General features: G+C 60.7%; 20 protein-coding genes and 1 pseudogene. 4 read left to right on the forward strand and 17 right to left on the reverse strand.

Annotated elements, in window-relative coordinates:
* Positions 1-88 precede the first annotated feature (88 nt).
* From mdoH to hutC, 15 genes are all read right to left on the reverse strand, one after another.
* Positions 89-2659, reverse strand: a complete 2571-nt coding sequence (mdoH, locus tag AAEZ05_RS27005; RefSeq protein WP_350649625.1) for a glucans biosynthesis glucosyltransferase MdoH — start codon at positions 2657-2659, stop codon at positions 89-91.
* Positions 2652-4466, reverse strand: coding sequence for a glucan biosynthesis protein G (locus AAEZ05_RS27010; RefSeq protein WP_045061968.1), 1815 nt, complete (start codon positions 4464-4466; stop codon positions 2652-2654). Before AAEZ05_RS27010 ends, mdoH begins: the two co-directional genes overlap by 8 nt.
* A 276-nt stretch (positions 4467-4742) precedes the next feature.
* Positions 4743-5180 carry a D-aminoacyl-tRNA deacylase gene (dtd, locus tag AAEZ05_RS27015; protein WP_045061969.1) on the reverse strand — a complete coding sequence of 146 codons (438 nt, stop codon included), beginning with the start codon at positions 5178-5180 and terminating at the stop codon, positions 4743-4745.
* Positions 5177-6148, reverse strand: a complete 972-nt coding sequence (gene pip / locus AAEZ05_RS27020) for a prolyl aminopeptidase (protein ID WP_045061970.1) — start codon at positions 6146-6148, stop codon at positions 5177-5179. The genes dtd and pip overlap by 4 nt, the downstream gene beginning before the upstream one ends.
* A gap of 108 nt (positions 6149-6256) precedes the next feature.
* On the reverse strand, positions 6257-7051 hold the full coding sequence (hutG, locus tag AAEZ05_RS27025) for an N-formylglutamate deformylase (RefSeq protein ID WP_045061971.1): 795 nt from the start codon (positions 7049-7051) through the stop codon (positions 6257-6259).
* Positions 7052-7061: 10 nt separating this feature from the next.
* Positions 7062-8267, reverse strand: coding sequence for an imidazolonepropionase (hutI, locus tag AAEZ05_RS27030; protein ID WP_045061972.1), 1206 nt, complete (start codon positions 8265-8267; stop codon positions 7062-7064).
* 160 nt (positions 8268-8427) lie between these two features.
* Positions 8428-9960 carry a histidine ammonia-lyase gene (gene hutH / locus AAEZ05_RS27035; protein ID WP_045061973.1) on the reverse strand — a complete coding sequence of 511 codons (1533 nt, stop codon included), beginning with the start codon at positions 9958-9960 and terminating at the stop codon, positions 8428-8430.
* A gap of 117 nt (positions 9961-10077) precedes the next feature.
* Entirely contained in the window at positions 10078-11601 is a 1524-nt protein-coding gene (gene hutH / locus AAEZ05_RS27040) for a histidine ammonia-lyase (RefSeq protein ID WP_045061974.1), read from the reverse strand.
* Between the two features lie 162 nt (positions 11602-11763).
* Positions 11764-12594 carry a quaternary amine ABC transporter ATP-binding protein gene (locus AAEZ05_RS27045; protein ID WP_052673021.1) on the reverse strand — a complete coding sequence of 277 codons (831 nt, stop codon included), beginning with the start codon at positions 12592-12594 and terminating at the stop codon, positions 11764-11766.
* Positions 12591-13442, reverse strand: coding sequence for an ABC transporter permease (locus AAEZ05_RS27050; RefSeq protein ID WP_045061975.1), 852 nt, complete (start codon positions 13440-13442; stop codon positions 12591-12593). Before AAEZ05_RS27050 ends, AAEZ05_RS27045 begins: the two co-directional genes overlap by 4 nt.
* 70 nt (positions 13443-13512) lie before the next feature.
* Positions 13513-14481, reverse strand: a complete 969-nt coding sequence (locus AAEZ05_RS27055) for an ABC transporter substrate-binding protein (protein WP_045061976.1) — start codon at positions 14479-14481, stop codon at positions 13513-13515.
* Between the two features lie 69 nt (positions 14482-14550).
* Positions 14551-16023: a purine-cytosine permease family protein gene (locus AAEZ05_RS27060; protein WP_045061977.1), complete on the reverse strand. Its 1473-nt coding sequence runs from the start codon at positions 16021-16023 to the stop codon at positions 14551-14553.
* Positions 16024-16175: 152 nt separating this feature from the next.
* Entirely contained in the window at positions 16176-17858 is a 1683-nt protein-coding gene (hutU, locus tag AAEZ05_RS27065) for a urocanate hydratase (protein WP_045061978.1), read from the reverse strand.
* Between the two features lie 445 nt (positions 17859-18303).
* Complete coding sequence (locus AAEZ05_RS27070) at positions 18304-18870, reverse strand: HutD/Ves family protein (RefSeq protein WP_045061979.1); 567 nt, start codon at positions 18868-18870, stop codon at positions 18304-18306.
* Positions 18867-19577, reverse strand: a complete 711-nt coding sequence (gene hutC / locus AAEZ05_RS27075; RefSeq protein ID WP_172435301.1) for a histidine utilization transcriptional repressor HutC — start codon at positions 19575-19577, stop codon at positions 18867-18869. The genes AAEZ05_RS27070 and hutC overlap by 4 nt, the downstream gene beginning before the upstream one ends.
* Positions 19578-19723: 146 nt before the next feature.
* Here hutC and AAEZ05_RS27080 point away from each other — a divergent pair, with 146 nt between their 5' ends.
* Positions 19724-21088 carry a formimidoylglutamate deiminase gene (locus tag AAEZ05_RS27080; protein WP_350649630.1) on the forward strand — a complete coding sequence of 455 codons (1365 nt, stop codon included), beginning with the start codon at positions 19724-19726 and terminating at the stop codon, positions 21086-21088.
* Between the two features lie 122 nt (positions 21089-21210).
* On the opposite strand, the gene AAEZ05_RS27085 is transcribed toward AAEZ05_RS27080, so the two are convergent.
* Positions 21211-21780 carry a lipocalin family protein gene (locus AAEZ05_RS27085; protein WP_350649632.1) on the reverse strand — a complete coding sequence of 190 codons (570 nt, stop codon included), beginning with the start codon at positions 21778-21780 and terminating at the stop codon, positions 21211-21213.
* 31 nt (positions 21781-21811) lie between these two features.
* Positions 21812-22066: a lipoprotein gene (locus AAEZ05_RS27090; protein ID WP_045061982.1), complete on the reverse strand. Its 255-nt coding sequence runs from the start codon at positions 22064-22066 to the stop codon at positions 21812-21814.
* Positions 22067-22096: 30 nt separating this feature from the next.
* Between AAEZ05_RS27090 and AAEZ05_RS27095 the strand changes: the two genes are divergently transcribed.
* The 3 genes and pseudogenes from AAEZ05_RS27095 to AAEZ05_RS30895 all read left to right on the forward strand — a co-directional run bounded on the left by AAEZ05_RS27095 (position 22097) and on the right by AAEZ05_RS30895 (position 24296).
* The gene (locus AAEZ05_RS27095) at positions 22097-22249 is read left to right on the forward strand and encodes a hypothetical protein (RefSeq protein ID WP_205893501.1); all 153 of its coding nucleotides are present in this window, start codon (positions 22097-22099) and stop codon (positions 22247-22249) included.
* A gap of 166 nt (positions 22250-22415) precedes the next feature.
* Positions 22416-23438, forward strand: a pseudogene (locus AAEZ05_RS30890) (HAMP domain-containing protein); the annotation flags it as partial.
* 93 nt (positions 23439-23531) lie between these two features.
* Positions 23532-24296, forward strand: coding sequence for a methyl-accepting chemotaxis protein (locus tag AAEZ05_RS30895; protein WP_414704660.1), 765 nt, complete (start codon positions 23532-23534; stop codon positions 24294-24296).
* The last annotated feature ends 145 nt before the right edge of the window (positions 24297-24441 follow it).

A 24441-nucleotide genomic window follows, 5' to 3' on the forward strand; every position in this document is an offset into this window, starting at 1 on the left:
AGCCTCCGGCAGCTCCTACGGATAAAGCCTGTAGGAGCTGCCGGAGGCTCGGGCCGCGGTCGGACGATCTTTTTAGCCGGGGAATGCTTTATGCCAACTGAGGCTGCGCACTCAGCGGTTTAAGCGGCAGCAACGGAGCATGCGGATCGGCTTTCACCGACTTGCGCCACGCTTCCAGCCACTCAGGATGACCTTCGTTCCAGATTTGCTCGTGCAGGCGAGCCAGGGCCACCGGATCACTGAGCAGTTGCACGCGCTCATTGTTGTTCAGGCCATCCGGCCCGACTTTCAATGCGTGCCGCACTCGCTCGATACGCAGCCATTCGATCGGCTCCGCCTGACCGTGACGGGAGGTCGCCAGCGAACACGCCAGGGCGTTCTGCTGCGGGTCCACCACCGACCGGACAAAGCCGTCGTTCAGCGCGTGATAGCGGTTTTCGTGGGTGTACTGGTCAGTCGCCAGCAACGCCTGTGGCGGATTGTATTCCTCAGGGATCAGGAACAGGCTCTCGTCACGGGATTTGAGCCCCAGGCCAACCCGGCTGGAAATCACCGACACCGGAATCGACAGCATCAACGAACCGACGATCGGCACCAGCCACCACAGGAAGCTCGGGTTCAGCCAGATCACCAGCAGCGCCCAGAGGAAGCCCAGCAGCGTTTGCGGACCGTGGCGCTTGACCGCTTCACTCCATGGCGTCGAGTCATCGTCACGCTGGGGCGAGTTCCAGGTCGCGGCCCAGCCAAGGAACGCGGCGAGCACGAAACGCGTGTGGAAAATCATCCGCACCGGCGCCAGCAGCACGGAGAACAGCATCTCCAGCAGCATCGACAGGGTCACCTTGAACTTGCCACCGAACTCTTTCGCGCCCTTGGCCCAGATCAGGATGATGCTCAGCAGCTTCGGCAGGAACAGCAGCACGATGGTGGTCGAGAACAGCGCGACGGCCTTGTCCGGGTGCCACTGTGGCCACAACGGATACAGCTGTCGCGGCTCCATGAAGTACTGCGGTTCCATTAGCGTGTTGACCGCCAGCAGCGCCGTCGACAGCACGAGGAAGAAGAACCACAACGGGGCCGACAAATAAGACATCACACCAGTGAGGAATACCGCCCGGTGAACCGGGTGCATGCCCTTGACCAGGAACAGCCGGAAGTTCATCAGGTTACCGTGGCACCAGCGACGGTCACGCTTGAGTTCGTCCAGCAGGTTTGGCGGCAGTTCTTCGTAGCTGCCCGGCAGGTCGTAGGCAATCCATACGCCCCAGCCGGCACGGCGCATCAGCGCCGCTTCGACGAAGTCGTGGGACAGAATCGCACCTGCAAACGCGCCTTTACCCGGCAACGGCGCCAGGGCGCAGTGCTCGATGAACGGCTTCATGCGAATGATCGCGTTGTGGCCCCAATAATGGGATTCGCCCAACTGCCAGAAGTGCAGGCCGGCGGTGAACAGCGGCCCATAGACCCGGGTGGCGAACTGCTGCATGCGTGCATACAGCGTGTCCATGCCCGATGCGCGCGGCGCAGTCTGGATGATCCCGGCGTCCGGCGTGGCTTCCATCAGGCGTACCAGGCTGGTCAGGCATTCGCCGCTCATCACGGAGTCCGCGTCGAGCACCACCATGTACTTGTAGTCACCCCCCCAGCGACGGCAGAAGTCGTCGAGGTTACCGCTCTTGCGCTTGACGCGACGACGGCGGCGGCGATAGAAAATCTTGCCGAAGCCCTTGGCTTCGCGGCAGACGTCGAGCCAGGCCTGTTGTTCGGCGACGCAGATGTCGGCATCGTTACTGTCGCTGAGCACGAAGAAGTCGAAGCGATCGAGGTCACCTGTGGCCGCTACCGACTCGAAGGTCGCCCGCAACCCGGCAAATACCCGCGGCACATCTTCGTTGCAGATCGGCATCACCAGCGCAGTGCGCGCATCCTTGGCGATCGGCTCATTACCAGCGCTTTTACCGGAAATACGGTACTTGTCGTGGCCGGTGAGCAGCTCGAGGAAGCCCATCAGCGCCGTCCAGAACCCGGCAGACACCCAGCAGAACAGAATCCCGAACAGAATCAGGATGCTGGTTTGCAGCGCATACGGCAGTACTTGCGTAGCCGTCTGCAGCAGCGGTTGGTGCAGGACTTCGTTGAGGTCGACGAACGACCAGCCCTGATACGGCATGATGCCTTTCATGTACCAGCCGGCAACGATGGTCTGGCCGAGCATCAGCACCAGCAGGATGTAGCGACGGATCGAACCGACGGTGCGCCAGCGAGCCGCCGGCAACACGCGTTCATCCTTCGGCGGGGCCGGTGGATTGGTGCGACCGGTCAGCCGGCGCCAGCCACGCACCAGGATATTGGTGCGCCATGGCTCCGGCACGACCTTGGTCCGACGGATCGGCGGGGTCGCCTTCAGGCAAACCCGACCGCTGGCGTCGAGCGCCAGCATTTGCGCGTCTTCCAGCTCTTCGGCCGTGCTCAGGGCCAGGCGCTTGCCGACCGAGGCCTGGGCGGCCTCGCTCGGCGCGTCGAACGTCGAAGACGACAGCCGCTGGTGCAGCTCGCTGAAAGACTGGCAGCCCGCGAGTTCCGAGCGCTGCTGGTCGGTCATCGGCAGATGCGCCAGATACTCGGCAAGCGTCTCTGGCTGTACTTGAGAATTACTCATCGGCAGGCAACTGGTAGCTCCAGGTCTCGGTCAGGACTTCTTCAGTCGGCGCCGATTCCGGTGTGGCTGGGGCCGCATCGGCAGCTGCAGGCTGCTTGGCGTCTTTGTTGTCCTTGTTGGCGGTATCCGCTACTGGCTTGGCATCAGCCTGCTTGGCCTCTGCCAGCTTGGTTTCCTTGTCCGCCTTCTCCTGCTGCTTGGCGGCAACCTTGTCGGCCTTGGCCACGGACGAGCTGGAAACAGGCAACGAAGTCTTGGCCAGGTCCTCAGGTACGATGTTCTGCACCAGTGCAGCACGCATCTCGGTGGATTTACCCGGATCCTTGATCTTCATCCGCAGGGTCAGGCGCCAGCCCTTGGTTACAGGGTTGTAACGCACGCTGTTCTCGACCAGTTCGGCGTTGTCACCGACGCTGACCTGGCTGCGAACGTCAGTCTCAGGCGGCAGGGCTGCCAGGGACGGGCCTTCGAAGTCCACCAGGTAGGCAACGCTGCCGTCCGGCTGACGGATCAGGTTGGACTGCTTGACGTCACCGGTGGAACGCAGGGTCTGGCTGACCCAGGCGCTATCGGGTGCGTGCAGCGCCGCTTCATCGATCGTCCAGTGCAGGCGGTAGGCGACATCCAGCGGCTGGCCTGGCTCAGGCAGTTTTTCCGGACTCCAGAACGCCACGATGTTGTCGTTGGTTTCATCGGCAGTCGGGATTTCCACCAGGTCGACAGAACCCTTGCCCCAATCGCCTTTTGGCTCGATCCAGGCACTTGGGCGCTTGTCGTAGCGGTCGTCCAGGTCTTCATAGTGGCTGAAGTCGCGACCACGTTGCAGCAGACCAAAACCGCGCGGGTTCTCCACGGCGAAGTTGCTGACGGACAGGTGCTTAGGGTTGTTCAGCGGGCGCCAGATCCACTCACCGTTGCCGGCATGGATCGCCAGGCCGCTGGAGTCGTGCAGTTCACGACGGTAGTTGAGCACCTTGGATGGCTGGTTGGCGCCGAACAGGAACATGCTGGTCAGTGGGGCGATGCCCAGTTTGGTGACCTTGTCGCGCAGGAACATCTGCGCCTTGACGTCGACGATGGTATCGCTGCCCGGACGCAGGGTCAGGCGGTAGGCACCGGTCGCACGCGGGGAGTCGAGCAGCGCAAAGATCACCAGGTGCTTGTCACCCGGTTTTGGCTGTTGGATCCAGAACTCGGTGAAACGCGGGAATTCTTCGCCGGAAGGCAAAGCGGTATCAATGGCCATGCCACGGGCGGACAAACCATAGGTGTGACCCTTGCCGACGACGCGGAAGTAGCTCGCGCCCAGCATGGTCATGATTTCGTCCTGCTTGTCGGCCTTGTTGATCGGGTACAGCACACGGAAACCGGCATAACCCAGTTGCTCAGTGGCCTTGGGATCAAACTTGACGTCGCCGAAATCAAAACGACTTGGGTCGTATTTGATCTCCTCGACCGTATTGGCCGTGATTTCGTTGATTTTCACCGGGGTATCGAAGTGCATGCCCTGGTGATAGAACGACAGCTTGAACGGGGTTTTCTGATCGGCCCATTCGGCTTTTTCGGTGAGGAAACGAATTTTTTGATAGTCCGCGAACTTCATATCACGGAATTCGTTCGGCAGATTACTGCGCGGGGCTTCGTATTTCTGCCCGGCCAGCTCTTTTGCCTTGACCGACACATCATCCAGACTGAATGCCCAAAGCTGGCCGGCGCTGAGCAGGCAAAGCAGTGCAGAGCCCGCTACCAGAGCGCTTCGTAGCCGTTTGGCAGACAATTTTGGTGCAATACAGGGACTAACAATCACGAGCAACCCTCGCCGAAAACAGATCAAAAAACCAACGGCCAGCTATCTATATGCCAGGTTGGCGAGCATTGTTCCGACTCCCATGGGGCAAAATGATTCCCCAACAGGTCCAGGACAAGTCTCTACCTAAGTCAAAATGGACCAACGAACGCTGATCCCCGTAGCGCGCGATTATCTAGTAGGCCGCGTTACAACGCATCAGGGGTAACAAAGTATTTATCGCGAAAACCCCCTGTTTCCGCTCGAAATGCGCTTAAAAAGATGTTTCAAGCGCTTTCAGGCCTGTAACAGGAAGGTGACCGGGCCATCATTGACCAGATACACCTGCATATCCGCGCCGAATCTACCTGATGTCACTGTGCCATGCATTTGTTTCGCTTTGCCTAATAGATAGTCAAAAAGCTCTTCGCCCAGTGCCGGAGGGGCAGCAGTCGAGAAGCTGGGGCGCAACCCGCTCTTGGTATCAGCGGCCAGGGTGAACTGAGAGACCAGCAGCAAACCACCGCACACATCCACCAAGGACCAGTTCATCTTGCCCTCGGCGTCACTGAACACCCGATAGTTAAGCAGCTTATGCAGAAGTTTGTCGGCGCTGGCCCGTGTATCGTCGGGTTCGACCGCCACCAGCACCAGCAAACCCTGGTCGATTGCACCGACCACTTCACCCTCCACCTCGACTCGCGCGCTGCTCACGCGTTGCAGCAGAGCCTTCATGCTTCTTCAGGCGAAAGGTCGAGCATGCGGCGCGCCATCAGATCGGCGGCGCGCACCAGCGCATCGGTAATGCCCGGCTCGGAGGCGGCATGGCCGGCGTCACGAATCACCTGCAGTTCACTGTTCGGCCAGTTCTGGTGCAGTTCCCAGGCGTTATCCAGTGGGCAGATCACGTCGTAGCGGCCATGAACAATCACGCCGGGCAGATGGGCGATCTTGCCCATGTCGCGGATCAGTTGGTTAGGCTCGAGAAAAGCGTTGTTGGTGAAATAATGGCACTCGATCCGGGCGATCGACAAGGCTCGCTGGGGCTCCGAGAAGCGGTCGACGACCAGTGGGTTCGGGCGCAGGGTCGCGGTCCGGCCTTCCCAGGTGGACCAGGCCTTCGCCGCGTGCATCTGGGCAATCTGGTCATTGCCGGTCAGGCGCCGGTGGAACGCGCCGAGCAGATCCTCACGTTCGTCCAGCGGGATCGGTGCAATGTAATCCTGCCAATAGTCAGGGAACAGCCGGCTGGCGCCCGCCTGATAGAACCATTCGATTTCCTGCGGCCGGCAGAGAAAAATCCCACGCAGGATCAGGCCGTGAACACGTTCCGGATGGGTCTGCGCATAGGCCAGTGCCAGGGTCGAGCCCCAGGAGCCACCGAACAGCACCCATTTGTCGATGCCCAGGTGCTTGCGGATTCGCTCCAGGTCGGCGACCAGATCCCAGGTGGTGTTGTTTTCCAGGCTGGCATGGGGCGTGGAGCGACCACAGCCACGCTGGTCGAAGGTGACAATGCGATACAGATTCGGGTCGAAGTACCGACGGCTCTGGGCATCACACCCGGCGCCCGGGCCACCGTGGATAAACACCACAGGCAAGCCTTGCGGCGAACCACTTTCGTCGACATACAGCGTGTGGGTTCCATCGACGGCCAGATCGTGCCGGGCGTAGGGTTTGATCTGCGGGTACAAAGTCTGCATTGCGCGCTCCGTAAGGGGTCGAGGTCATCCCTGTGGGGACTTCTATTATTCTGCCGTCTGGCATCATAAACCCGAATTACGTGATTGAGCACGCGCGCGCAGTTGGCTTCAGTGCTTCTGGCCCCAAGCCAGCAACCCTTGCAATAACTCCCGAAGCACCACCTGCGTCGGTGCTGCCAGGTCCGGTCGATAGCGGAACGGCTCAAACTCTTCCATGTACGTGCACTGGCCCAGCTCCAGCTGCACCGCATGAATGTTTTGCGCCGGGTTGCCGTAATGCCGGGTGATGTGGCCGCCCTTGAAACGACCATTGAGCACATGGCTGTAATCGGTGTGGCGAGCGCAGATCGCTTCCAGTTCGGTGGCCAGCTGTGGGTCGCAACTGGCGCCATTGAAGGTGCCAAGGTTGAAGTCCGGCAGCTTGCCGTCGAACAGGTGCGGGATGATCGAGCGAATCGAGTGCGCATCGAACAGCAACGCGTAGCCGAACTCGGCCTTCAGGCGCGCCAGTTCGTTCTGCAAGGTGCGGTGATACGGCGTCCAGATCTGTTCCAGATAGGTCGCCCGCTCTGCCGGTGACGGTTCCATGCCTTCGCTGAACAACGGGATGCCGTCGAACAGCGTGGCCGGGTACAGACCGGTGGTCGCCCCGGCGTACAACGGCTTGTCGTCAGACGGTCGATTCAGGTCGATGACAAAGCGCGAGTACTCGGCCGCCAGCGTGCTGGCGCCCAATTCAGCGGCAAACTCATAGAGCCTGGGAATGTGCCAGTCGGTATCCGGCAGGCTGCGCGCGTCAGGAATCAACCCGGCCTCGACCGCGGGAGTCAGGCGCAGGCCCGCGTGAGGCATGCTGATCAGCAGCGGCACACGACCTTGTTGGAAATTCAGAACCTTGTCCACAGCTGCTCTCCTATACGCTCGTTTCGACGCCGTGGCGCACGACGCGTTTTTCCAGATCGCCGCCCAGCCAGTACGACAGGTCGGCAGGACGATCGATTTGCCAGGCCACAAAGTCCGCGACCTTGCCGGCTTCCAGCGAACCATGGGTGCCGGCCATGCCCAATGCCGTAGCGGCATGGATGGTCGCGCCGGCGAGGGCTTCTTCGGGGGTCATGCGGAAGCAGGTGCAGGCCATGTTCAGCATCAGGCGTAACGACAGCGCCGGCGAAGTGCCCGGGTTGAGGTCGCTGGCGATGGCGATTTTCACGCCGTGCTTGCGCAGGGCTTCCATGGGCGGCAATTGGGTTTCGCGCAGGAAGTAGAACGCGCCCGGCAGCAGCACCGCGACGGTGCCGGAAGCCGCCATGGCGATGGCGTCGTCTTCGTCCATGAACTCCAGGTGGTCGGCGGACAGCGCGTGGTAACGCGCGGCCAGGCTGGAGCCGTGCAGGGACGACAATTGCTCGGCATGCAGCTTGACTGGCAGGCCGAGCCCCTGAGCAGTGACGAACACACGCTCGACCTGCTCTGGCGAGAACGCCAGGTATTCGCAGAACGCGTCGACCGCGTCCACCAGGCCTTCGGCGGCCAGAGCCGGAAGCATTTCAGTGCAGATGTGCTCGATGTAGGCGTCGGCGCGATCAGCATATTCGGGAGGCAAGGCGTGAGCGGCCAGGCAGGTGCTGCGCACGCTGATCGGCAATTCGGCGCCCAGGCGGCGGATCACCTGCAGGATCTTGCGTTCGCTGGCCAGGTCCAGGCCGTAGCCGGATTTGATCTCTACCGTAGTTACGCCGTCGCGCATCAGGCTTTTGAGTCGCTTGGCCGCGCTGGCGAACAGTTCATCTTCACTCGCGGCACGGGTGGCGCGCACGGTGCTGGCGATGCCCCCGCCCTGGTTGGCGATTTCGGCGTAGCTCAAGCCTTGCAGGCGCTGTTCGAACTCGCCGCTGCGGTTACCGCCGAACACCGTATGGGTGTGGCAGTCGATCAGGCCTGGCGTAACCCAGGCCCCATTCAAATCGTTGACCGCCGGGTAGTCGCCTGCCGGCAGGTCGGCACGTGGGCCAATCCACTCTATGAGCGCACCGGACGTCACGATGGCCGCGTCCTCGATGACCGAGTAGACGCCTTGCGCCATGGTTGCGACGTGGCAGTGTTGCCAGAGCGTTTTCATCCCGAGTTCCTCGTCTTGTTCAAAATCGATTCGCGAGCAAGCCCGCTCCCACAAGAGATACGCATTCACCTGTAGGAGCTGTCGAGTGCAACGAGGCTGCGATCTTTTAATAAGCAAGATCAAAAGATCGCAGCCTTCGGCAGCTCCTACATGAGCGGCCTTACAGGCTCGGCAGCAACTTCACCGAGACCAGATCATTCAAACAACGCGTCGCCAACAATTCAGTCGCCGCGTTGATGTCCGGCGCAAAGAACCGGTCCTTCTCATAAAACGCCACTTCAGCACGCAAAATGGCGCGAGCTTTTTCCAGCTTCGCCGAGGTCTTCAAGCCTTCACGCAGATCCAGGCCCTGGCACGCTGCCAGCCACTCCACCGCCAGCACCCCACGCGTATTCTCGGCCATTTCCCACAAACGCTTGCCCGCAGCCGGTGCCATCGATACGTGGTCTTCCTGGTTGGCCGAAGTCGGCAGGCTGTCGACCGAATGCGGATGGGACAGCGCCTTGTTCTCGCTGGCCAGTGCCGCCGCCGTCACCTGGGCGATCATGAACCCGGAGTTGACGCCACCATTGGCCACAAGGAACGGCGGCAATTGCGACATGTGCTTGTCCATCATCAGCGAAATGCGACGTTCACTCAGGGAACCGATTTCAGCGATGGCCAAGGCCATGTTGTCCGCAGCCATGGCCACCGGCTCGGCGTGGAAGTTACCGCCGGAAATCACGTCGCCTTCGGCGGCGAACACCAGCGGGTTATCCGACACCGCGTTGGCTTCGACCGCCAGCACTTCGGCAGCCTGGCGCAATTGCGTCAGGCAGGCGCCCATGACTTGCGGCTGGCAGCGCAGGGAGTATGGGTCCTGGACCTTATCGCAGTTCTGGTGCGAGTCAGACACGTCACTGCGCTCGCCGAGCAAATCGCGGTAAGCAGCAGCGGCGTCGATCTGGCCTTTTTGCCCGCGAGCGGCGTGGATGCGTGCGTCGAATGGCGAGCGCGAGCCCAGTACCGCCTCGACCGTCAGGGCCCCCAGCGCCACGGCGCCGGCGAACAGGTCTTCACCTTCAAACAGGCCGCGCAGGGCGTAGGCGGTGGACACCTGGGTACCGTTGAGCAGCGCCAGGCCTTCCTTTGCCGCCAAGGTCAGCGGGGTCAGGCCGGCGACTTTCAACGCTTCGGTCGCCTCCAGCCATTCGCCCTTGTAGCGCGCCTTGCCCTCACCCAGCAGCACCAGGGACATATGCGCCAGCGGCGCCAGGTCACCGGAAGCACCGACCGAACCTTTCAACGGAATGTGCGGGTAGACCTCGGCGTTGATCAACGCGATCAACGCATCGATCACCACCCGGCGAATGCCGGAGAAACCACGACTCAGGCTGTTGACCTTGAGCACCATGACCAGCCGCACCAGGGCGTCGCTGATCGGCTCGCCAACACCGGCGGCATGGGACAGCACCAGTGAGCGCTGCAGGTTTTCCAGGTCTTCGCTGGCGATGCGAGTCGAGGCCAGCAGACCGAAACCGGTGTTGATGCCGTAGGCGGTGCGGTTCTCGGCGAGTATCTGCTCAACGCAGGCAACGCTGGCCTCGATCTGCGCCGAGGCGCTGTCGTCAAGGCTGATTTTGACCGGCTGCTGATAAACATCGCGCAGTTGGGCAAGGCTCAGTTGGCCGGGAATCAGGTTTAGCGCAGTCATTCAAATGCTCCTTATGAGAGTTTGTTATTAACTACCAGTCGCTCCGGAGCATTCCGTTATCCGTCGCCTCTCGTCTTCTGGACGATCCGCGCCTTGGCACGCTGGTGTGGGTATCGGTCAGTGCAAATTCGGTAACGCGTCGTGCAGCCGCTGCGGATCTTTCAGCACGCTGGCGGCGGCGGCAATGTCCGGAGCCAGCCAACGATCCTGATCGTAGGCCGGAACCTGTTCACGCAGCAGGCGCCAGGCGATATCGGTGCCGACGCCAAAACGTTGCGGCTTGAGGAATTCGAACGCCTGGGCGGCCAGCAAGTATTCGATCGCCAGGATCTGCGTGCAGTTTTCCAGCGCGCGATGCAGCTTCAGCGCGGCATTGGTGCCCATGCTCAGGTGATCTTCCTGCAGACCCGAGGTGACGTAGTTGTCGAGCACCGCCGGTTGCGCCAACTGACGGTTCTCCGCGCACAGCGAAGCGGCGACGTACTGGACGATCATCATCCCGGAGTTCACCCCGGGATTGGCCACCAGGAATGCCGGCAGACCGCTGACATGCGGGTTGATCAAGCGGTCCAGGCGCCGCTCGGCAATGGAGCCGATTTCCGCCATGGCAATGGCCAGCAAATCAGCGGCCAGGGCCACTGACTGACCATGCGGGTTGGCCTGGGACATGATGCGGAAATCGTCCGGTGTGCCCAGCAGCATCGGGTTATCGGTGACCGAGTTGAGCTCGGTTTCAATCTGCTTTCTGGCGTGCTCCAGCTGATCGCGGGCGGCGCCGTGAACCTGCGGGATCGAGCGGATGCTCAGCGCATCCTGCGTGCGCACGCCCTTGCTCGACGCGATCACTTCACTGCCATCCAGCAACGCTCGCAAGTTGAGCCCGACCTGCTGCATGCCAGGATGTGGTTTGAGCGCAATGATCTCGGCATCGAACGCCGCGATCTGGCCACGCTGGGCTTCAAAGCTCATCGCACCGATCACATCAGCCCATTGCAGCAGACGCGTGGCATCAGCAATCGCCAGGCAGCTCAGGCCGGTCATGCACGGCGTGCCGTTGACCAGGCACAGGCCATCCTTGGCACCGAGCTGGACCGGTTGCAGACCTTCTTCGGCCAGGGCTTGCTGCGCAGAAACTATTTTCCCGCGATAGCTCACAGTGCCGACACCCAACAGCACGATGCCGATGTGCGCCATGTGGGTCAGATAACCGACTGAACCCTGGGAAGGCACTTGCGGGGTGATGCCTCGATTGACCAGCGCCAGCAGCGCTTCGATCACTCGACGGTGAATGCCGGATTTGCCATGACTGAAATTGCGGATCGCCGCACACATGATTGCGCGGGTCTGCTCGTCGGCCAATGGAGCGCCGACGCCACAGGCGTGGCTGAGCAGCGTGTTGCGCGACAGCTGGCTGAGTTGCTCGTCTTTCAGCGAGACGTTGCACAGTGCGCCCAGACCAGTGTTGACGCCGTACGCGCGCTCGCCGCTGGCGACGATGCGCTGGACGATGGCTTGGGCGTTCTCGATCCGCGCCCAGACCTGCGCCGACAGCTCAAGCTGTGCGCCATGACGGGCAACCGAGACCACATCCTGCCAACGCATTGGGGCGTCGGCGATAACGATTGTTTCAGCCTGGGACATCTCTACCTCATACCTGAATATTGATGCAGCATCGCCGACGCCATCGCTGGCAAGCCAGCTCCCACAGGTTCCGAGGTGTGCACACAAACTGTGGAACAAACCCAATCCCTGTGGGAGCAAGGCTTGCCCGCGATGGGGCCAGCACTTACACCGCAAATATCTTCAAACCACCGCTGCCCGCCGCTGCACAAACCGGTCGACATACTCATCCGCCGGCGAATGCAGGATCTCGCGCGGCGTACCCACCTGGATCAACCGCCCATCCTTGAGGATCGCGATCCGGTTACCAATGCGCACCGCCTCATCCAGGTCGTGCGTGATGAACACGATGGTCTTGTGCAAGGTCTTCTGCAGCTCCAGCAGCTGGTCCTGCATCTCCGCGCGGATCAGCGGGTCGAGAGCGCTGAACGCTTCGTCCATCAGGATGATGTCCGTGTCTGCGGCCAAGGCCCGGGCCAGGCCCACCCGTTGGCGCATGCCGCCCGAGAGCTGATGCGGGTATTTGTTTTCGTAACCCTTGAGGCCCACGGTGTTGATCCAGTGCAGCGCGCGCTCGGAGCACATCTGCTTGCTCTCGCCACGCACTTTCAGGCCGTAGGCGACGTTCTCCACCACGGTCTTGTGCGGCAGCAGACCGAAGCTCTGGAACACCATGCTGATCTTGTGCCGGCGAAATTCGCGCAGGGCTTCCATGTCGTATTGCAGGATGTCCACACCGTCCACCAGGATCGCGCCGCTGGTGGGGTCGATCAGGCGATTGAAGTGACGCACCAGCGTCGACTTGCCCGAACCGGACAGGCCCATGATCACGAAAATCTCGCCAGTGCCGATGCTCAACGACAGGTCGTTGACCCCGACCACGCAGCCGGTTTCGGCCAGCACCTGGTCCTTGGTCTTGCCTTGGCCGACCATGGCCAGCGCATCCTGCGCACGGTTGCCAAAAATCTTGAAGACGTTTTTGACTTCGATTTTGCTCACGGTTACGTCGTTCATTTGCTCACCTCATGCCGTGGCCGACCATACGCCTGAGTAATGCGGTCGATGACCACTGCCAGAATCACGATCGCCAGGCCGGCCTCCAGGCCTCGTCCGACGTTGAGGGTCTGAATCCCTACCAGCACATCCTCTCCCAGGCCACGGGCACCGATCATCGAGGCGATTACCACCATCGACAGGGCCATCATGGTGGTCTGGTTGATCCCGGCCATGATGCTCGGCAGGGCCAGCGGCAGTTGCACGCCGAACAGTTGCTGCCAGCGGTTGGCACCGAAGGCGTTGATCGCTTCCATCACTTCACCGTCGACCTGGCGAATGCCCAGGTCGGTCAGGCGGATCAGCGGCGGCGCGGCGTAGATCACCGTGGCGAAAATCGCCGGGACCTTGCCCAGGCCGAACAACATCAATACCGGAATCAGGTACACGAAACTCGGCATGGTCTGCATGATGTCGAGCAATGGCATCAGCACCGAACGCAGGCGATTGCTGCGCGCCGAGAGGATGCCCAGCGGTATGCCGATCAGTACCGATATCACCGTCGCGACCATCATCAGCGCGAGGGTTTGCATCAGCTTGTCCCAGAGACCGACGGCGCCGACCAGGAACAGCAAGCCGACGATAACGGCAGTGGTCACAACCTTGCGGGTCGCGTGCCAGGCAACGCCCGCCACGATCGCCAGCATCAGCCACCAGGGCGCAGCACGCAGCAGCCCCTCAAGATTGACGATGGCCCACAACAGGGTGTCGGAGATCTGCCGGAACACATCGCCGTAGTTGGTGACCAGCGAATCGACCCAACCGTTGACCCAGTCGGCGATGGAAAAGGTAAAGCTTTCGGGAAACATAAGAGACTCTCGATCAAGGGGGTTGAGATGCAGCACCCGACTGCCGGGCTCGACAGTCGGAACGCTGGACCTACAAGGCCGCGTCGATTTTCCTGGCAGCGTCTTCGCTCACCCATGCATGCCAGACTTCAGGATGTTCCTTGAGGAAGATTTTCGCCAGTTTTGGCGAAGCGATCCGCTCCTTGGCCATGCGCCCCAGGTTCTGGTTCAGCAAGTCGATTGGCAGGTTGACCTTTTCCAGCACCGCCACCAGTTCCGGGGCTTCGTCGTGGAAGGTCTTGGACAGGCCGACCTTGATGGTCACGCTCTTGTCCACGCCCGGTTTTTCTTCGAGCTTGACCAGGTCGACCTGGCCCATCAGCGGAGTTGGCGACCAGTAGTAGAACAGGATCGGCTCGCCGCGCTTGTAGCTCGACAGCACTGCCGCATCCAGCGCCGGGCCGGTGCCTGGGCGGAAGTTGGTGTAGGTGCTTTCCAGGCCGTAGCTCTTGAGCATCTCGCTGTTGTCCAGCTCGCATGTCCAGCCAGCCGGGCAGTTGTAGAAACGGCCTTTGGACGGCTCTTCCTGATCCTTGAACACTGCAGCGTACTTGGCCAGGTCGGCGATGTTCTTCAGGTCAGGGGCCTTGGCTTCCAGCTTGCGGCTGGGGTCGCCCTCGATGACGTAACGCGGCACATACCAGCCTTCTACGGCGCCGGTAACAGGAGCGCCGACCCCGACGACCTTGCCGGCCTTCTCGGCCTTGTTCCAGACCTCGCTACGGCCCACCCACTCCTCGGCGAAAACCTGGATATCGTTGCTGCTCAAAGCGTTTTCCATGGTGATGGAGTTGCCCGGCAGGCTGTCGGTCTTGCAGTCGTAGCCTTTCTCCAGCACGACCTGCAGCACGTCGGTCAGCAACATGCCGCTTTCCCAGTTCAGGCCGGCAAATTTCACCGGTTTGCCCGACTCGCACCAGCCGGCTGCCTGGGTGGCGCCGGCACTGGCGAGCAGGCCCATGGAAAGTAGTGCGGTCAGCAGGGTCTTGTTCGATTTCATTGTCGTGACGCTCCTAATCATGAATGGGCTTACGGCAGTCAAGAGGCATCCAGCCCTGTCCACGTCCAATCAGGCCTGCGCCGCAGCGCGACCGGCCCCGCTGGTTTTTGGTGGTGCAACGCTGTCCTGCTCGACTGGCAGGATCAGTTGATCGGGTACGGTGCCATGCCATTTTTTGGCGCACACGTAATATAGAGCGGCTGGAAGCACCAGGCCGATGATCCAGGAAATATCCACACCGCCCATGGCTTCCACCAGCGGACCGGTGTAGAACTTGGTGGCGATGAACGGCAGCTGCACCAATACACCGAACACATAGATGCTGATACCCAGGGCGTTCCAGCGACCGTAGCGGCCATTGGGATCGGCCAGCGCCGGCACGTCATAACGTTCGCGGGTGATGCAGTAGTAGTCCACCAGGTTGATCGCGCTCCATGGCGTGAAGAACGCCAGCAGGAACAGGATGAAGGACTTGAACGCACCGAGGAACGAGTGCTGGCCGAGCAGCGCGATCAGGGTCGCAGTGCCGACAATGAACAGAACGAACACCAGTCGCTGCAAGCGCGACACCTGCAGGTGACCACGAAAACCGCTGATGATGGTCGCGATACACATGAAGCTGCCATAGGAGTTCAGCGTAGAGATGGTGACCTTGCCGAATGCGATGCTGAAGTACAGCAACGCAGCGGTGGCACCGGTACCGCCCAGGCCCACAATGTAGGCCACTTCATGGCCGGCGAACTGCCCGTTGGCCGAAGCGGCGGCAAACACGCCGAGAATCATCGCCACTTGTGCGCCAATTACCGAACCCGCGCCGGCGGCAAAGAAGGTTTTCACCGAAGACGTGCTGCTTGGCAGGTAGCGAGAATAGTCAGCCACGTACGGGCCGAACGCGATCTGCCAGGACGCGGCGAGTGATACCGCCAGCAGGAAGCTGCTCCAGCTGAAGTGGCGAATTTGCAGGAGTGCGCCGACGTCTGTCTGGCTCATCAGGCGGTAGAACAGGTAGACAAAGGCAATCACGCCGATGACGCTGGCGACACGGCCAATCCAGTGGATCACCCGATAACCAAGCACCGTGACCAGCACAATGACACTGGCGAAGATGAGGATACCGACGCTGTCGCTGACGCCGAACAACTGGCCCAGCGCCTGGCCGGACAGTACGGTTCCGGTGGCGGTGAAGCCCAGGTACATCAGGCACACCAGCACGATCGGGATCGCCGCGCCATACACGCCGAACTGCACCCGGCTGGAAATCATCTGCGGCAAGCCCAGCTTGGGCCCTTGCGCCGCATGCAACGCCATCACCCCACCGCCCAGCAATTGCCCGATCAACAGACCGATCAACGACCAGAACACATCACCGCCCAGCACCACGGCCAGGGCCCCGGTGACAATCGCGGTGATTTGAAGGTTGGCACCCATCCACAGGGTGAACTGGCTCAACAGACGACCGTGTCTTTCCGCTTCCGGGATGTAGTCGATCGAGCGCTTCTCGATCAAGGGTTTAGTGCCTGCACGTTCGTTGTTAACAGCCATGATTCAACCTCTGTGGATTGTTTTAATTGTTCTGTCGGGCTTACTCGGGCTCTGTGGGAGCTGGCTTGCCAGCAATGACGTCAGCACCTTCAACATCAATTCCAGCAGGGCCGTCGCTATCGCTGGCAAGCCAGCTCCCACAGGGGGTCGCGTTATTTACCGGTAATCATCGGCAGGTTCAGCCCCTGTTCCTTGGCGCAGTCGATCGCGATCTGGTAACCCGCATCGGCGTGACGCATGACCCCGGTTGCCGGGTCGTTGTGCAGCACGCGTGCAATTCGCTCAGCCGCCTCATCAGTACCGTCGCAGACAATCACCATGCCCGAGTGCTGGGAGAAGCCCATGCCGACGCCGCCGCCGTGGTGCAGGGAAACCCAGGTCGCACCGCTCGCGGTGTTCAGCAGAGCGTTAAGCAGTGGCCAGTCGGACACGGCGTCGGAACCGTCCTGCATCGATTCGGTTTCGCGGTTCGGGCTGGCAACAGAGCCGGAATCCAGGTGGTCACGACCGATCACGATCGGTGCCGACAGCTCACCGCTGCGCACCATTTCGTTGAACGCCAGGCCAAGCTTGGCGCGCAGGCCCAGGCCAACCCAGCAGATACGTGCCGGCAGACCCTGGAAGCTGATGCGTTCGCGCGCCATGTCCAACCAGTTGTGCAGGTGAGCGTCGTCCGGGATCAGCTCTTTTACTTTCGCGTCGGTCTTGTAGATGTCTTCAGCGTTACCCGACAGTGCCGCCCAGCGGAACGGACCAATGCCTCGGCAGAACAGCGGACGGATGTAGGCCGGCACGAAGCCAGGGAAGTCGAAGGCATTTTCCACACCCTCTTCCTGGGCCATCTGGCGGATGTTGTTGCCGTAGTCGAAGGTCGGGATGCCTTGCTTCTGGAACTCGAGCATCGCTTTAACGTGCACGGCCATCGATTGCTTGGCAGCCTTGACCACGGCAGCAGGCTCGGTCTTGGCGCGAGCGCGGTACTCTTCCCAAGTCCAGCCGGCCGGCAGGTAACCATTGAGCGGATCGTGGGCGCTGGTCTGGTCGGTGACCATGTCCGGGCGCACGCCGCGCTTGACCAGTTCCGGCAGGATCTCGGCCGCGTTACCCAGCAGCGCAATGGAAATTGCCTTGCCTTCCTTGGTGTATTTGTCGATACGCGCCAGCGCGTCGTCGAGGTCAGTGGCCTGTTCGTCGACATAACGGCTGTTCAGGCGGAAATCGATGCTCACCTGCTGGCACTCGATGTTCAGCGAGCAAGCGCCGGCCAGGGTTGCCGCCAGTGGCTGGGCGCCACCCATCCCGCCCAGGCCAGCGGTCAGCACCCAACGCCCCTTGAGGTCATCGTTGTAGTGTTGGCGACCGGCTTCGACGAAGGTTTCGTAGGTGCCCTGGACGATGCCCTGGCTGCCGATGTAGATCCAGCTGCCGGCGGTCATCTGGCCGTACATGGCCAGGCCTTTGGCGTCGAGTTCGTTGAAGTGCTCCCAGCTCGCCCAGTGGGGCACCAGGTTGGAGTTGGCGATCAGTACCCGCGGTGCGTTGCTGTGAGTCTTGAACACGCCGACCGGCTTGCCGGATTGCACCAGCAGGGTCTCGTCGTCGTTCAGGTTGGTCAGGCTTTCGACGATCTTGTCGTAGCACTCCCAGTTACGTGCCGCACGCCCGATACCACCGTAAACCACCAGTTCTTTAGGGTTCTCGGCAACTTCCGGGTCGAGGTTGTTCATCAACATGCGCAGCGGCGCTTCGGTCAGCCAGCTCTTGGCGGTCAGCTTGTTACCGCGGGCGGCACGGATTTCTACGTCACGAAACTTAGTGGTTTTGTTGTCAGTCACGAAAAAGACTCCTCAGCGATCAATTCAAACCAACCCTGGCAGTGGGCAAGCCAGCCTGTGCGCGTCGTTGCGCCACAAGCGAATCAGTTGACGCTGCGAGGAGTCCTGATCGACTCATACGCATACGTCTTTACTTGTACATACAAGCATATGCAATCAAGCGGCCAACTTGCTGGATGGCTGTTCAAGAAAAATTCTGAAAGAAGTGCAGAGCCTGTAGATCAAGGGTTTTGACGTGCATGAAATTTTTTCGGAGAATTTGAACGCACCTGGGAGGGCTGTTACTGGAGCGCGGTTTTGCGCCACCCTGGGGCGTTCGGTAACAAAGTGGTGCGCGTTTTGGAACGCCGGAAAGCAAAAGATCGCAGCCTTCGGCAGCTCCTACGATGAGATGGCGTACATCCTGTAGGAGCTGCCGAAGGCTGCGATCTTTTAGAAGCTTGGATCAGCGCGCGATCAGCTCAATCACACAGCAATTACCGCCACTGGAGACTTCCAGCAGACCGGCATTACCATCAACCTGTAGGCAATCATGGCGGCCCAATTGCTGGGCACTGTTACCGACTTTCACTTCTAACGCGTCAGTGACACTGAACACCAGCACAGTCCCCGCCGAACTGAAAAACCGCTGCTCCCCTGCCAGCCACTGCAACCGCGCGTCGTAACGCTGCGGCGCATAAATCAGGTTGAAATCGCGAATCGGTCCACCAAGCAGTGTGCAAGACACCTGGCTCTCACCACTAAAAGCAAACGGCTCCAGCGGTAACAACGCAGGCGTGTCCTGGCCGTCGACGCGCAACGTCATGCCATCGCCCTGCAGTACGGTAATCACCCGCTGATAACCGGCGAACGTGGAAAACCCGCCCGACTCGCCAATATCGGCAATCGACAGGCGCCAACCGAAACCGTCCAGGCCCGTGCCCGCATCCCGGGTAATTTCCTCAGTGCTGCCTCCGCCGTTTTTCCATGGCATGCGTGGGTAATCTTTGGCGCGTAAAACCTTCATGTTCATTTATGGAACCGACCTTCCAGACGATGACGGGAACCGGGGTGGATCAACCGGGCGGCAGTCACCGGCTGACGCCCCGACCAGGTCCGGCGACGAATCAGCAGGCATGGCTCGCCTTTTTCAATTTGTAGCAATTTGCATTCGCTGGCCTCAGCCAGTATCGCCTCGACCACGTGCTCGCCTTCAGTCAGCGGTGCGACCTGGTTGAGGTAGGCGTACGGCGTTTGCAGGGTGAAGTCCTGCTTGAGGTAATCCGGGGCCACCAGCGCGTTAACAAAACGGTCTTCGATCTGCACCGGAATATCATTCTCGAAGTGCACGATCAGCGAGTGAAATACCTTCTGGCCTTCGCGCATGTCCAGCGCCAGTGCACGCTCGGAGCCGGCGGCTTCTTCTTCCAGGGTGATCACCTTGCAGGTGTGACGATGGCCGCGAGAGGCGATTTCGTCGGCGATGTTGTGCACTTCAAACAGGGCCGACTGGCTTTTCGGCTCGGCAACGAACGTACCCACACCCTGCATACGCACCAACAGGCCGTCGGCGGTCATCTCGCGCAGGGCACGGTTGATGGTCATGCGGCTGAAACCCAGCTGGCTGACCAGTTCGCTTTCCGAGGGCACGCGGTAATGCGGCGGCCAGTTACCACTGTCGATTTGCTGGGTGATCATCTGTTTGACGCGGGCGTACAGGGGCGCCGGACTGTCGCCCATGTTCGCGGCCAACGGAGAGACAGCAGGCGGAGTCGGCACGGTTAATCCTTGTTCATCTGGATGAGATTGCTAGCTTGCCGGAGTTTACCGACGAGGCAAACGTCTGTATATGTATATACAAATAACACACGATGGGGTGCTGAACCATGTCCGCCTTCTTTGCCGAACGCGCACTGCTGCCTAACGGATGGGCCAATGATGTACGTCTTGAGGTCAGCGCCGATGGCGCGCTGACCCTTGTCCAGGCCAATTCTCAAGCAGATGGCGCCGAACGGATAAAGGGGCCGCTGCTGCCGAGCATGCCGAATCTGCACTCCCACGCATTCCAGCGGGCGATGGCCGGGCTGGCGGAAGTGGCAGGCAATCCAAACGACAGTTTCTGGACCTGGCGCGACCTGATGTACCGTCTCGTCGGAAAAATCAGCCCGGAGCAGCTCGGCGTCATCGCTCGTCAGCTGTACATCGAGATGCTCAAGGCGGGCTATACGTCGGTCGCCGAATTTCATTACGTGCACCACGACACCAGCGGCCAGGCGTATGCCGATCCTGCAGAACTGGCGCTGCGTATCAGCCAGGCGGCGGCGTCTGCCGGCATAGGCCTGACGCTGCTGCCCGTGCTCTACAGCCATTCCGGCTTCGGCGGCCAGGCGCCGAACGAGGGTCAGCGGCGCTTTATCAACAGCACCGAGAACTACCTCAAGCTGCAGTCGCGCCTGCAGCCGATCCTGGCCGGACAGCCGGCGCAGTCCCTGGGTTTGTGTTTCCACTCGTTACGCGCCGTCACGCCCCAGCAGATCAGCGAAGTACTGGCGGCCAGCGACACCCAATGCCCGGTGCACATTCATATTGCCGAGCAGCAGAAGGAAGTCGATGACTGCCTGGCCTGGAGCGGTCGTCGACCACTGCAATGGCTATACGAAAACACCGAAGTCGACCAACGCTGGTGCCTGGTCCACGCGACCCACGCCAACCCGGAAGAGGTTACGTTGATGGCCAGGAGTTGCGCCATTGCCGGCCTGTGCCTGACGACTGAAGCCAACCTGGGCGACGGTATTTTCCCGGCGGTGGACTTCCTGGCTCAGGGCGGGCGCATGGGGATCGGTTCCGACAGCCACGTGTCATTGAGCGTGGTGGAGGAGTTGCGTTGGCTTGAATACGGTCAGCGTCTGCGTGACCAGCGGCGTAACCGCCTGTATGGCGCCGATCAACCGATGGTTGGCCGCACGTTATATGACGCGGCACTGGATGGCGGCGCCCAGGCGCTGGGTCAGCCAATTGGCGCACTGGAAGTCGGCAAGCGAGCGGACTGGCTGGTGCTCGATGGCAACGATCCGTACCTGGCAACAGCCAGCGGTGACGCCATTCTCAATCGCTGGCTGTTTGCCGGTGGCGATCGCCAGGTGCGCGATGTCCTGGTCAATGGCCAGTGGGTCGTGCGCGACGGGCGCCATGCCGGCGAAGAAGAAAGCAGCCGTGCGTTCACCCAAGTCCTGCGCGATCTATTGGGTTAACGCAAAACGAAATGTGGGAGCGAGCCTGCTCGCGATGAGGCCGTCATATCCAACAGAGATATTGGCTGACAGACCGCTATCGCGAGCAGGCTCGCTCCCACAGTTTTGATCTTCGGTGCCCGCTAGTTCGAAGTCTTCGCCATCTGCGTATCGGAGGCACGCCAGATCAATCGCGTGGTGTCGTACCCCTGCTGTCGCGCCTTGCTCAGCAGCTCTTCGCGCGTTACGCCGTTGACGGTGGGGCTGCGTGACAGCAACCACAGGTAACGACGGCTCGGATCGCCAACAATGGCAGTCTTGTAGTCGTCGCTGACGTACAGCACCCAGTAATTGCCCTTCGCTACACCCGGCAGCAAGCGCGAAAACCAGTTGTCGAATTCGACCCACAGCTTGTCGGTCTTGCCTGGCACTTGTGGCCAGGCGGTGCCTTTGGCCTCTTCCCATTGCCAATCCGCCGTCAGGCAGCGGTTCAGCACCAGCACATTACCGTCGGACTTGAGGGTGTAATGGGCTTCGGATTGCGCACAGTTGCGCTGGAAATACATCGGCAGGCGCGCCAGCTCATACCAGGTGCCTTGATATTTCTTCAGGTTGACGCTGTCGACCGTTTTCGGCGCCAGCGACTCATCGCCAGAAGTGGCGCAGCCGGCCAATACCAGGCCGACCAAAAGAACAAATAATAACCGCTTCATTGTTTTTCTCCCGTGGGCGCGAAGCCCCGGTTTACTTCAGGCCTTGGCCAGAAAACATCAACACTTTGTCACCGGCGTACTGCACGCTGATAAAGCTGTTCTTGTCGCCCCAGGTGCAACTGGACATGCCGAGCGCGCCGGAGCAATCGGTAGGCTTGCCCAGCAAGGTTTCAACCTCGGCCTTGGGCATGCCCGAGGACAACTTCGAATAGTTTTCCTGATTGACCTTGCTGCATGCGGCCAACAGCACGCAGAACGAAAGCAGGGCGATAGAGCGCAGCGACATGGTGTAGCTCCTGGGGCGAAGGGGGTTGGCATGGCTGCCAAGCAGAAGCTTAGAAGAGAAAACCCCAATCTGGTTCCCCGGCCGGCAGCCTATTTGTCGATCCACTCGTCTGCCATGTTCCGAAAAATCAGCAACTTTGCCGCGCCACTCATCAATTCGCCAATTTTGCAGCAGGACGCCTAATCTTTGGCACGGTGCGGTCGACACATCATGTAGGAGCGAGCTTGCTCGCGATGGATGCCAACGATAACGCGGTTCGATTAACCACACGCGATTATCAAACTCCCTCGCACGAGCAAATCGCGACCACACCAGTCCCTGCGCGGTAGCTCACTTAATGACCAGAAACATGAAGTTCAGCCACAAGATCCTGCTGGCTGCCGCCCTCGTGGTGGCCGTTGCATTCGCCTGTTTCATCCTGTTCAACGACTACCGCCAGCGCCAGACCCTGCGCAGCAGTACGCAAGCGTCGATGCAGGAACTGGGCAGCCTGACCACCAGCAACATCCAGACCTGGCTGGAAAGCCGCATTCAGTTGCTGCAATCGCTGTCCCAGCAGATTGCAATAGACGGCTCCGCGCCGGCCAGCCTCAAGCGCGCTATCGACCTGCCGGCCTATACCAGTAACTTCCAGCTGAGCTATTTCGGTGGCAGCGACGGCGTGATGTTCTCGGTCCCGGCCGGCAATCGCGCCGCCGACTACGATCCCCGCGCCCGCGGCTGGTACAAAGCGGCCAACAGTGCAAAACAGACGGTGGTCACTGAACCCTACATCGCAGCGTCCTCAGGCAAACTGGTGATCACGGTGGCAACACCGGTGCAACGCCAGGGCCAGATGATTGGCGTCGCCGGTGCAGACATCGACCTGTCCAGCGTCAGCGCGATCATCAACTCGCTGAACTTCGGTGGCCACGGCCATGCGTTTATCGTCAGCGCCGACGGCAAGATCCTGATCCATCCGGACAGCAACTTTGTCCTCAAGAGCCTGGCCGACGCCTACCCCAATGGGGCACCGACCGTGAGCCCGGGGCTGAAAGAGGTCGAGATCGGCGGTAAAAGCCAGTTCATCTCCTTCACTCACGTCAACGGTGTGCCTTCGGCGGACTGGTACGTGGCACTGGTGCTCGACCAGGAAACCGCGTTCGCCATGCTCAGCGAATTCCGCACCTCGGCGATCATTGCCATGGTGATTGCGGTGGTGATCATCATTGCGCTGCTGGGCATGCTCATCAGCTTCCTGATGCAACCGCTGCTGACCATGGGCCGTGCCATGCACGACATCGCTGAAGGTGAAGGCGACCTGACCCGGCGGCTGACTATCCACGGTCATGACGAATTCGGCGCGCTGGGCACTTCGTTCAACCGCTTCGTGGAACGTATCCATACTTCCATCACTGAAGTGGCGTCCGCCACCGGCCAGGTCAACGAAGTCGCCCTGCGCGTAGTGGCAGCTTCGAACTCGTCGATGTTCAACTCCGACCAGCAAGCATCGCGCACCAGCAGTGTGGCTGCGGCGATCAACGAACTGGGGGCCGCCGCCCAGGAAATCGCCCAGAATGCAGCCCTCGCCTCGCAACATTCGAGCGATGCACGGGCCCTGGCCGAAGACGGCCAGCAGGTGGTCGACAAGACCATTGCCGCGATGCAGCAGCTGTCGGCGAAGATCAGTGATTCCTGCGGCAACATCGAAACGCTTAACAGCAGCACGGTGAACATCGGGCAGATTCTGGAAGTGATCACCAGCATCTCCCAGCAGACCAACCTGCTGGCCCTGAACGCAGCCATCGAAGCGGCCCGTGCCGGCGAAGCCGGACGTGGGTTTGCCGTGGTCGCCGATGAGGTACGCAACCTGGCGCACCGCACCCAGGACTCGGCGCAGCAGGTGCAGAAGATGATCGAGGAACTGCAGGTCGGCGCCCGGGAAGCGGTGAGCACCATGACCGATAGCCAGCGTCAGAGCGAAAGCAGTGTCGGCATCGCCAACCAGGCCGGCGAGCGCCTGGGTAGCGTGACCCAGCGTATCGGTGAGATCGATGGCATGAACCAGTCGGTGGCGACGGCCACTGAGGAACAGACGGCAGTGGTGGAGTCGATCAATGTCGACATTACCGAAATCAACATGCTGAATCAGGAAGGCGTGGAGAACTTGCAGTCGACGTTGCGGGCATGCTCGGATCTGGAGCAGCAGGCGGCGCGGCTTAAACAGTTGGTGGGTAGCTTCAGGATTTAAACTGCTTTCACTGGCCCCATCGCCAGCAGGCTGGCTCCCACAGGGGATTGTGAACGACACAACCGCAATGAGCTGACCCCCAAAAGTTGGACACATATCCTGACTTTTGGGGTTTTTCCATGGGCAAGTATTCCGTGCAGTTCAA

Origin of the sequence: Pseudomonas sp. HY13-MNA-CIBAN-0226 (assembly GCF_040310305.1) — a bacterium.
Lineage (GTDB): Bacteria > Pseudomonadota > Gammaproteobacteria > Pseudomonadales > Pseudomonadaceae > Aquipseudomonas > Aquipseudomonas gregormendelii.

Excerpts from the sequence above, each read along its gene's own strand:
- hutH (WP_045061973.1), bottom strand. The coding sequence starts at position 9,960 with ATGACTGCGCTAAACCTGATTCCCGGCCAACTGAGCCTTGCCCAACTG.
- hutI (WP_045061972.1), bottom strand. The coding sequence starts at position 8,267 with ATGAAAACGCTCTGGCAACACTGCCACGTCGCAACCATGGCGCAAGGC.
- AAEZ05_RS27060 (WP_045061977.1), bottom strand. The coding sequence starts at position 16,023 with ATGGCTGTTAACAACGAACGTGCAGGCACTAAACCCTTGATCGAGAAG.
- AAEZ05_RS27045 (WP_052673021.1), bottom strand. The coding sequence starts at position 12,594 with ATGAACGACGTAACCGTGAGCAAAATCGAAGTCAAAAACGTCTTCAAG.
- AAEZ05_RS27070 (WP_045061979.1), bottom strand. The coding sequence starts at position 18,870 with ATGAACATGAAGGTTTTACGCGCCAAAGATTACCCACGCATGCCATGG.
- AAEZ05_RS27090 (WP_045061982.1), bottom strand. The coding sequence starts at position 22,066 with ATGTCGCTGCGCTCTATCGCCCTGCTTTCGTTCTGCGTGCTGTTGGCC.
- AAEZ05_RS27085 (WP_350649632.1), bottom strand. The coding sequence starts at position 21,780 with ATGAAGCGGTTATTATTTGTTCTTTTGGTCGGCCTGGTATTGGCCGGC.
- pip (WP_045061970.1), bottom strand. The coding sequence starts at position 6,148 with ATGCAGACTTTGTACCCGCAGATCAAACCCTACGCCCGGCACGATCTG.
- AAEZ05_RS27055 (WP_045061976.1), bottom strand. The coding sequence starts at position 14,481 with ATGAAATCGAACAAGACCCTGCTGACCGCACTACTTTCCATGGGCCTG.
- AAEZ05_RS27050 (WP_045061975.1), bottom strand. The coding sequence starts at position 13,442 with ATGTTTCCCGAAAGCTTTACCTTTTCCATCGCCGACTGGGTCAACGGT.
- AAEZ05_RS30895 (WP_414704660.1), top strand. The coding sequence starts at position 23,532 with ATGTTCAACTCCGACCAGCAAGCATCGCGCACCAGCAGTGTGGCTGCG.
- mdoH (WP_350649625.1), bottom strand. The coding sequence starts at position 2,659 with ATGAGTAATTCTCAAGTACAGCCAGAGACGCTTGCCGAGTATCTGGCG.
- dtd (WP_045061969.1), bottom strand. The coding sequence starts at position 5,180 with ATGAAGGCTCTGCTGCAACGCGTGAGCAGCGCGCGAGTCGAGGTGGAG.
- AAEZ05_RS27080 (WP_350649630.1), top strand. The coding sequence starts at position 19,724 with ATGTCCGCCTTCTTTGCCGAACGCGCACTGCTGCCTAACGGATGGGCC.
- hutC (WP_172435301.1), bottom strand. The coding sequence starts at position 19,577 with ATGGGCGACAGTCCGGCGCCCCTGTACGCCCGCGTCAAACAGATGATC.
- hutH (WP_045061974.1), bottom strand. The coding sequence starts at position 11,601 with ATGTCCCAGGCTGAAACAATCGTTATCGCCGACGCCCCAATGCGTTGG.
- AAEZ05_RS27095 (WP_205893501.1), top strand. The coding sequence starts at position 22,097 with ATGGCTGCCAAGCAGAAGCTTAGAAGAGAAAACCCCAATCTGGTTCCC.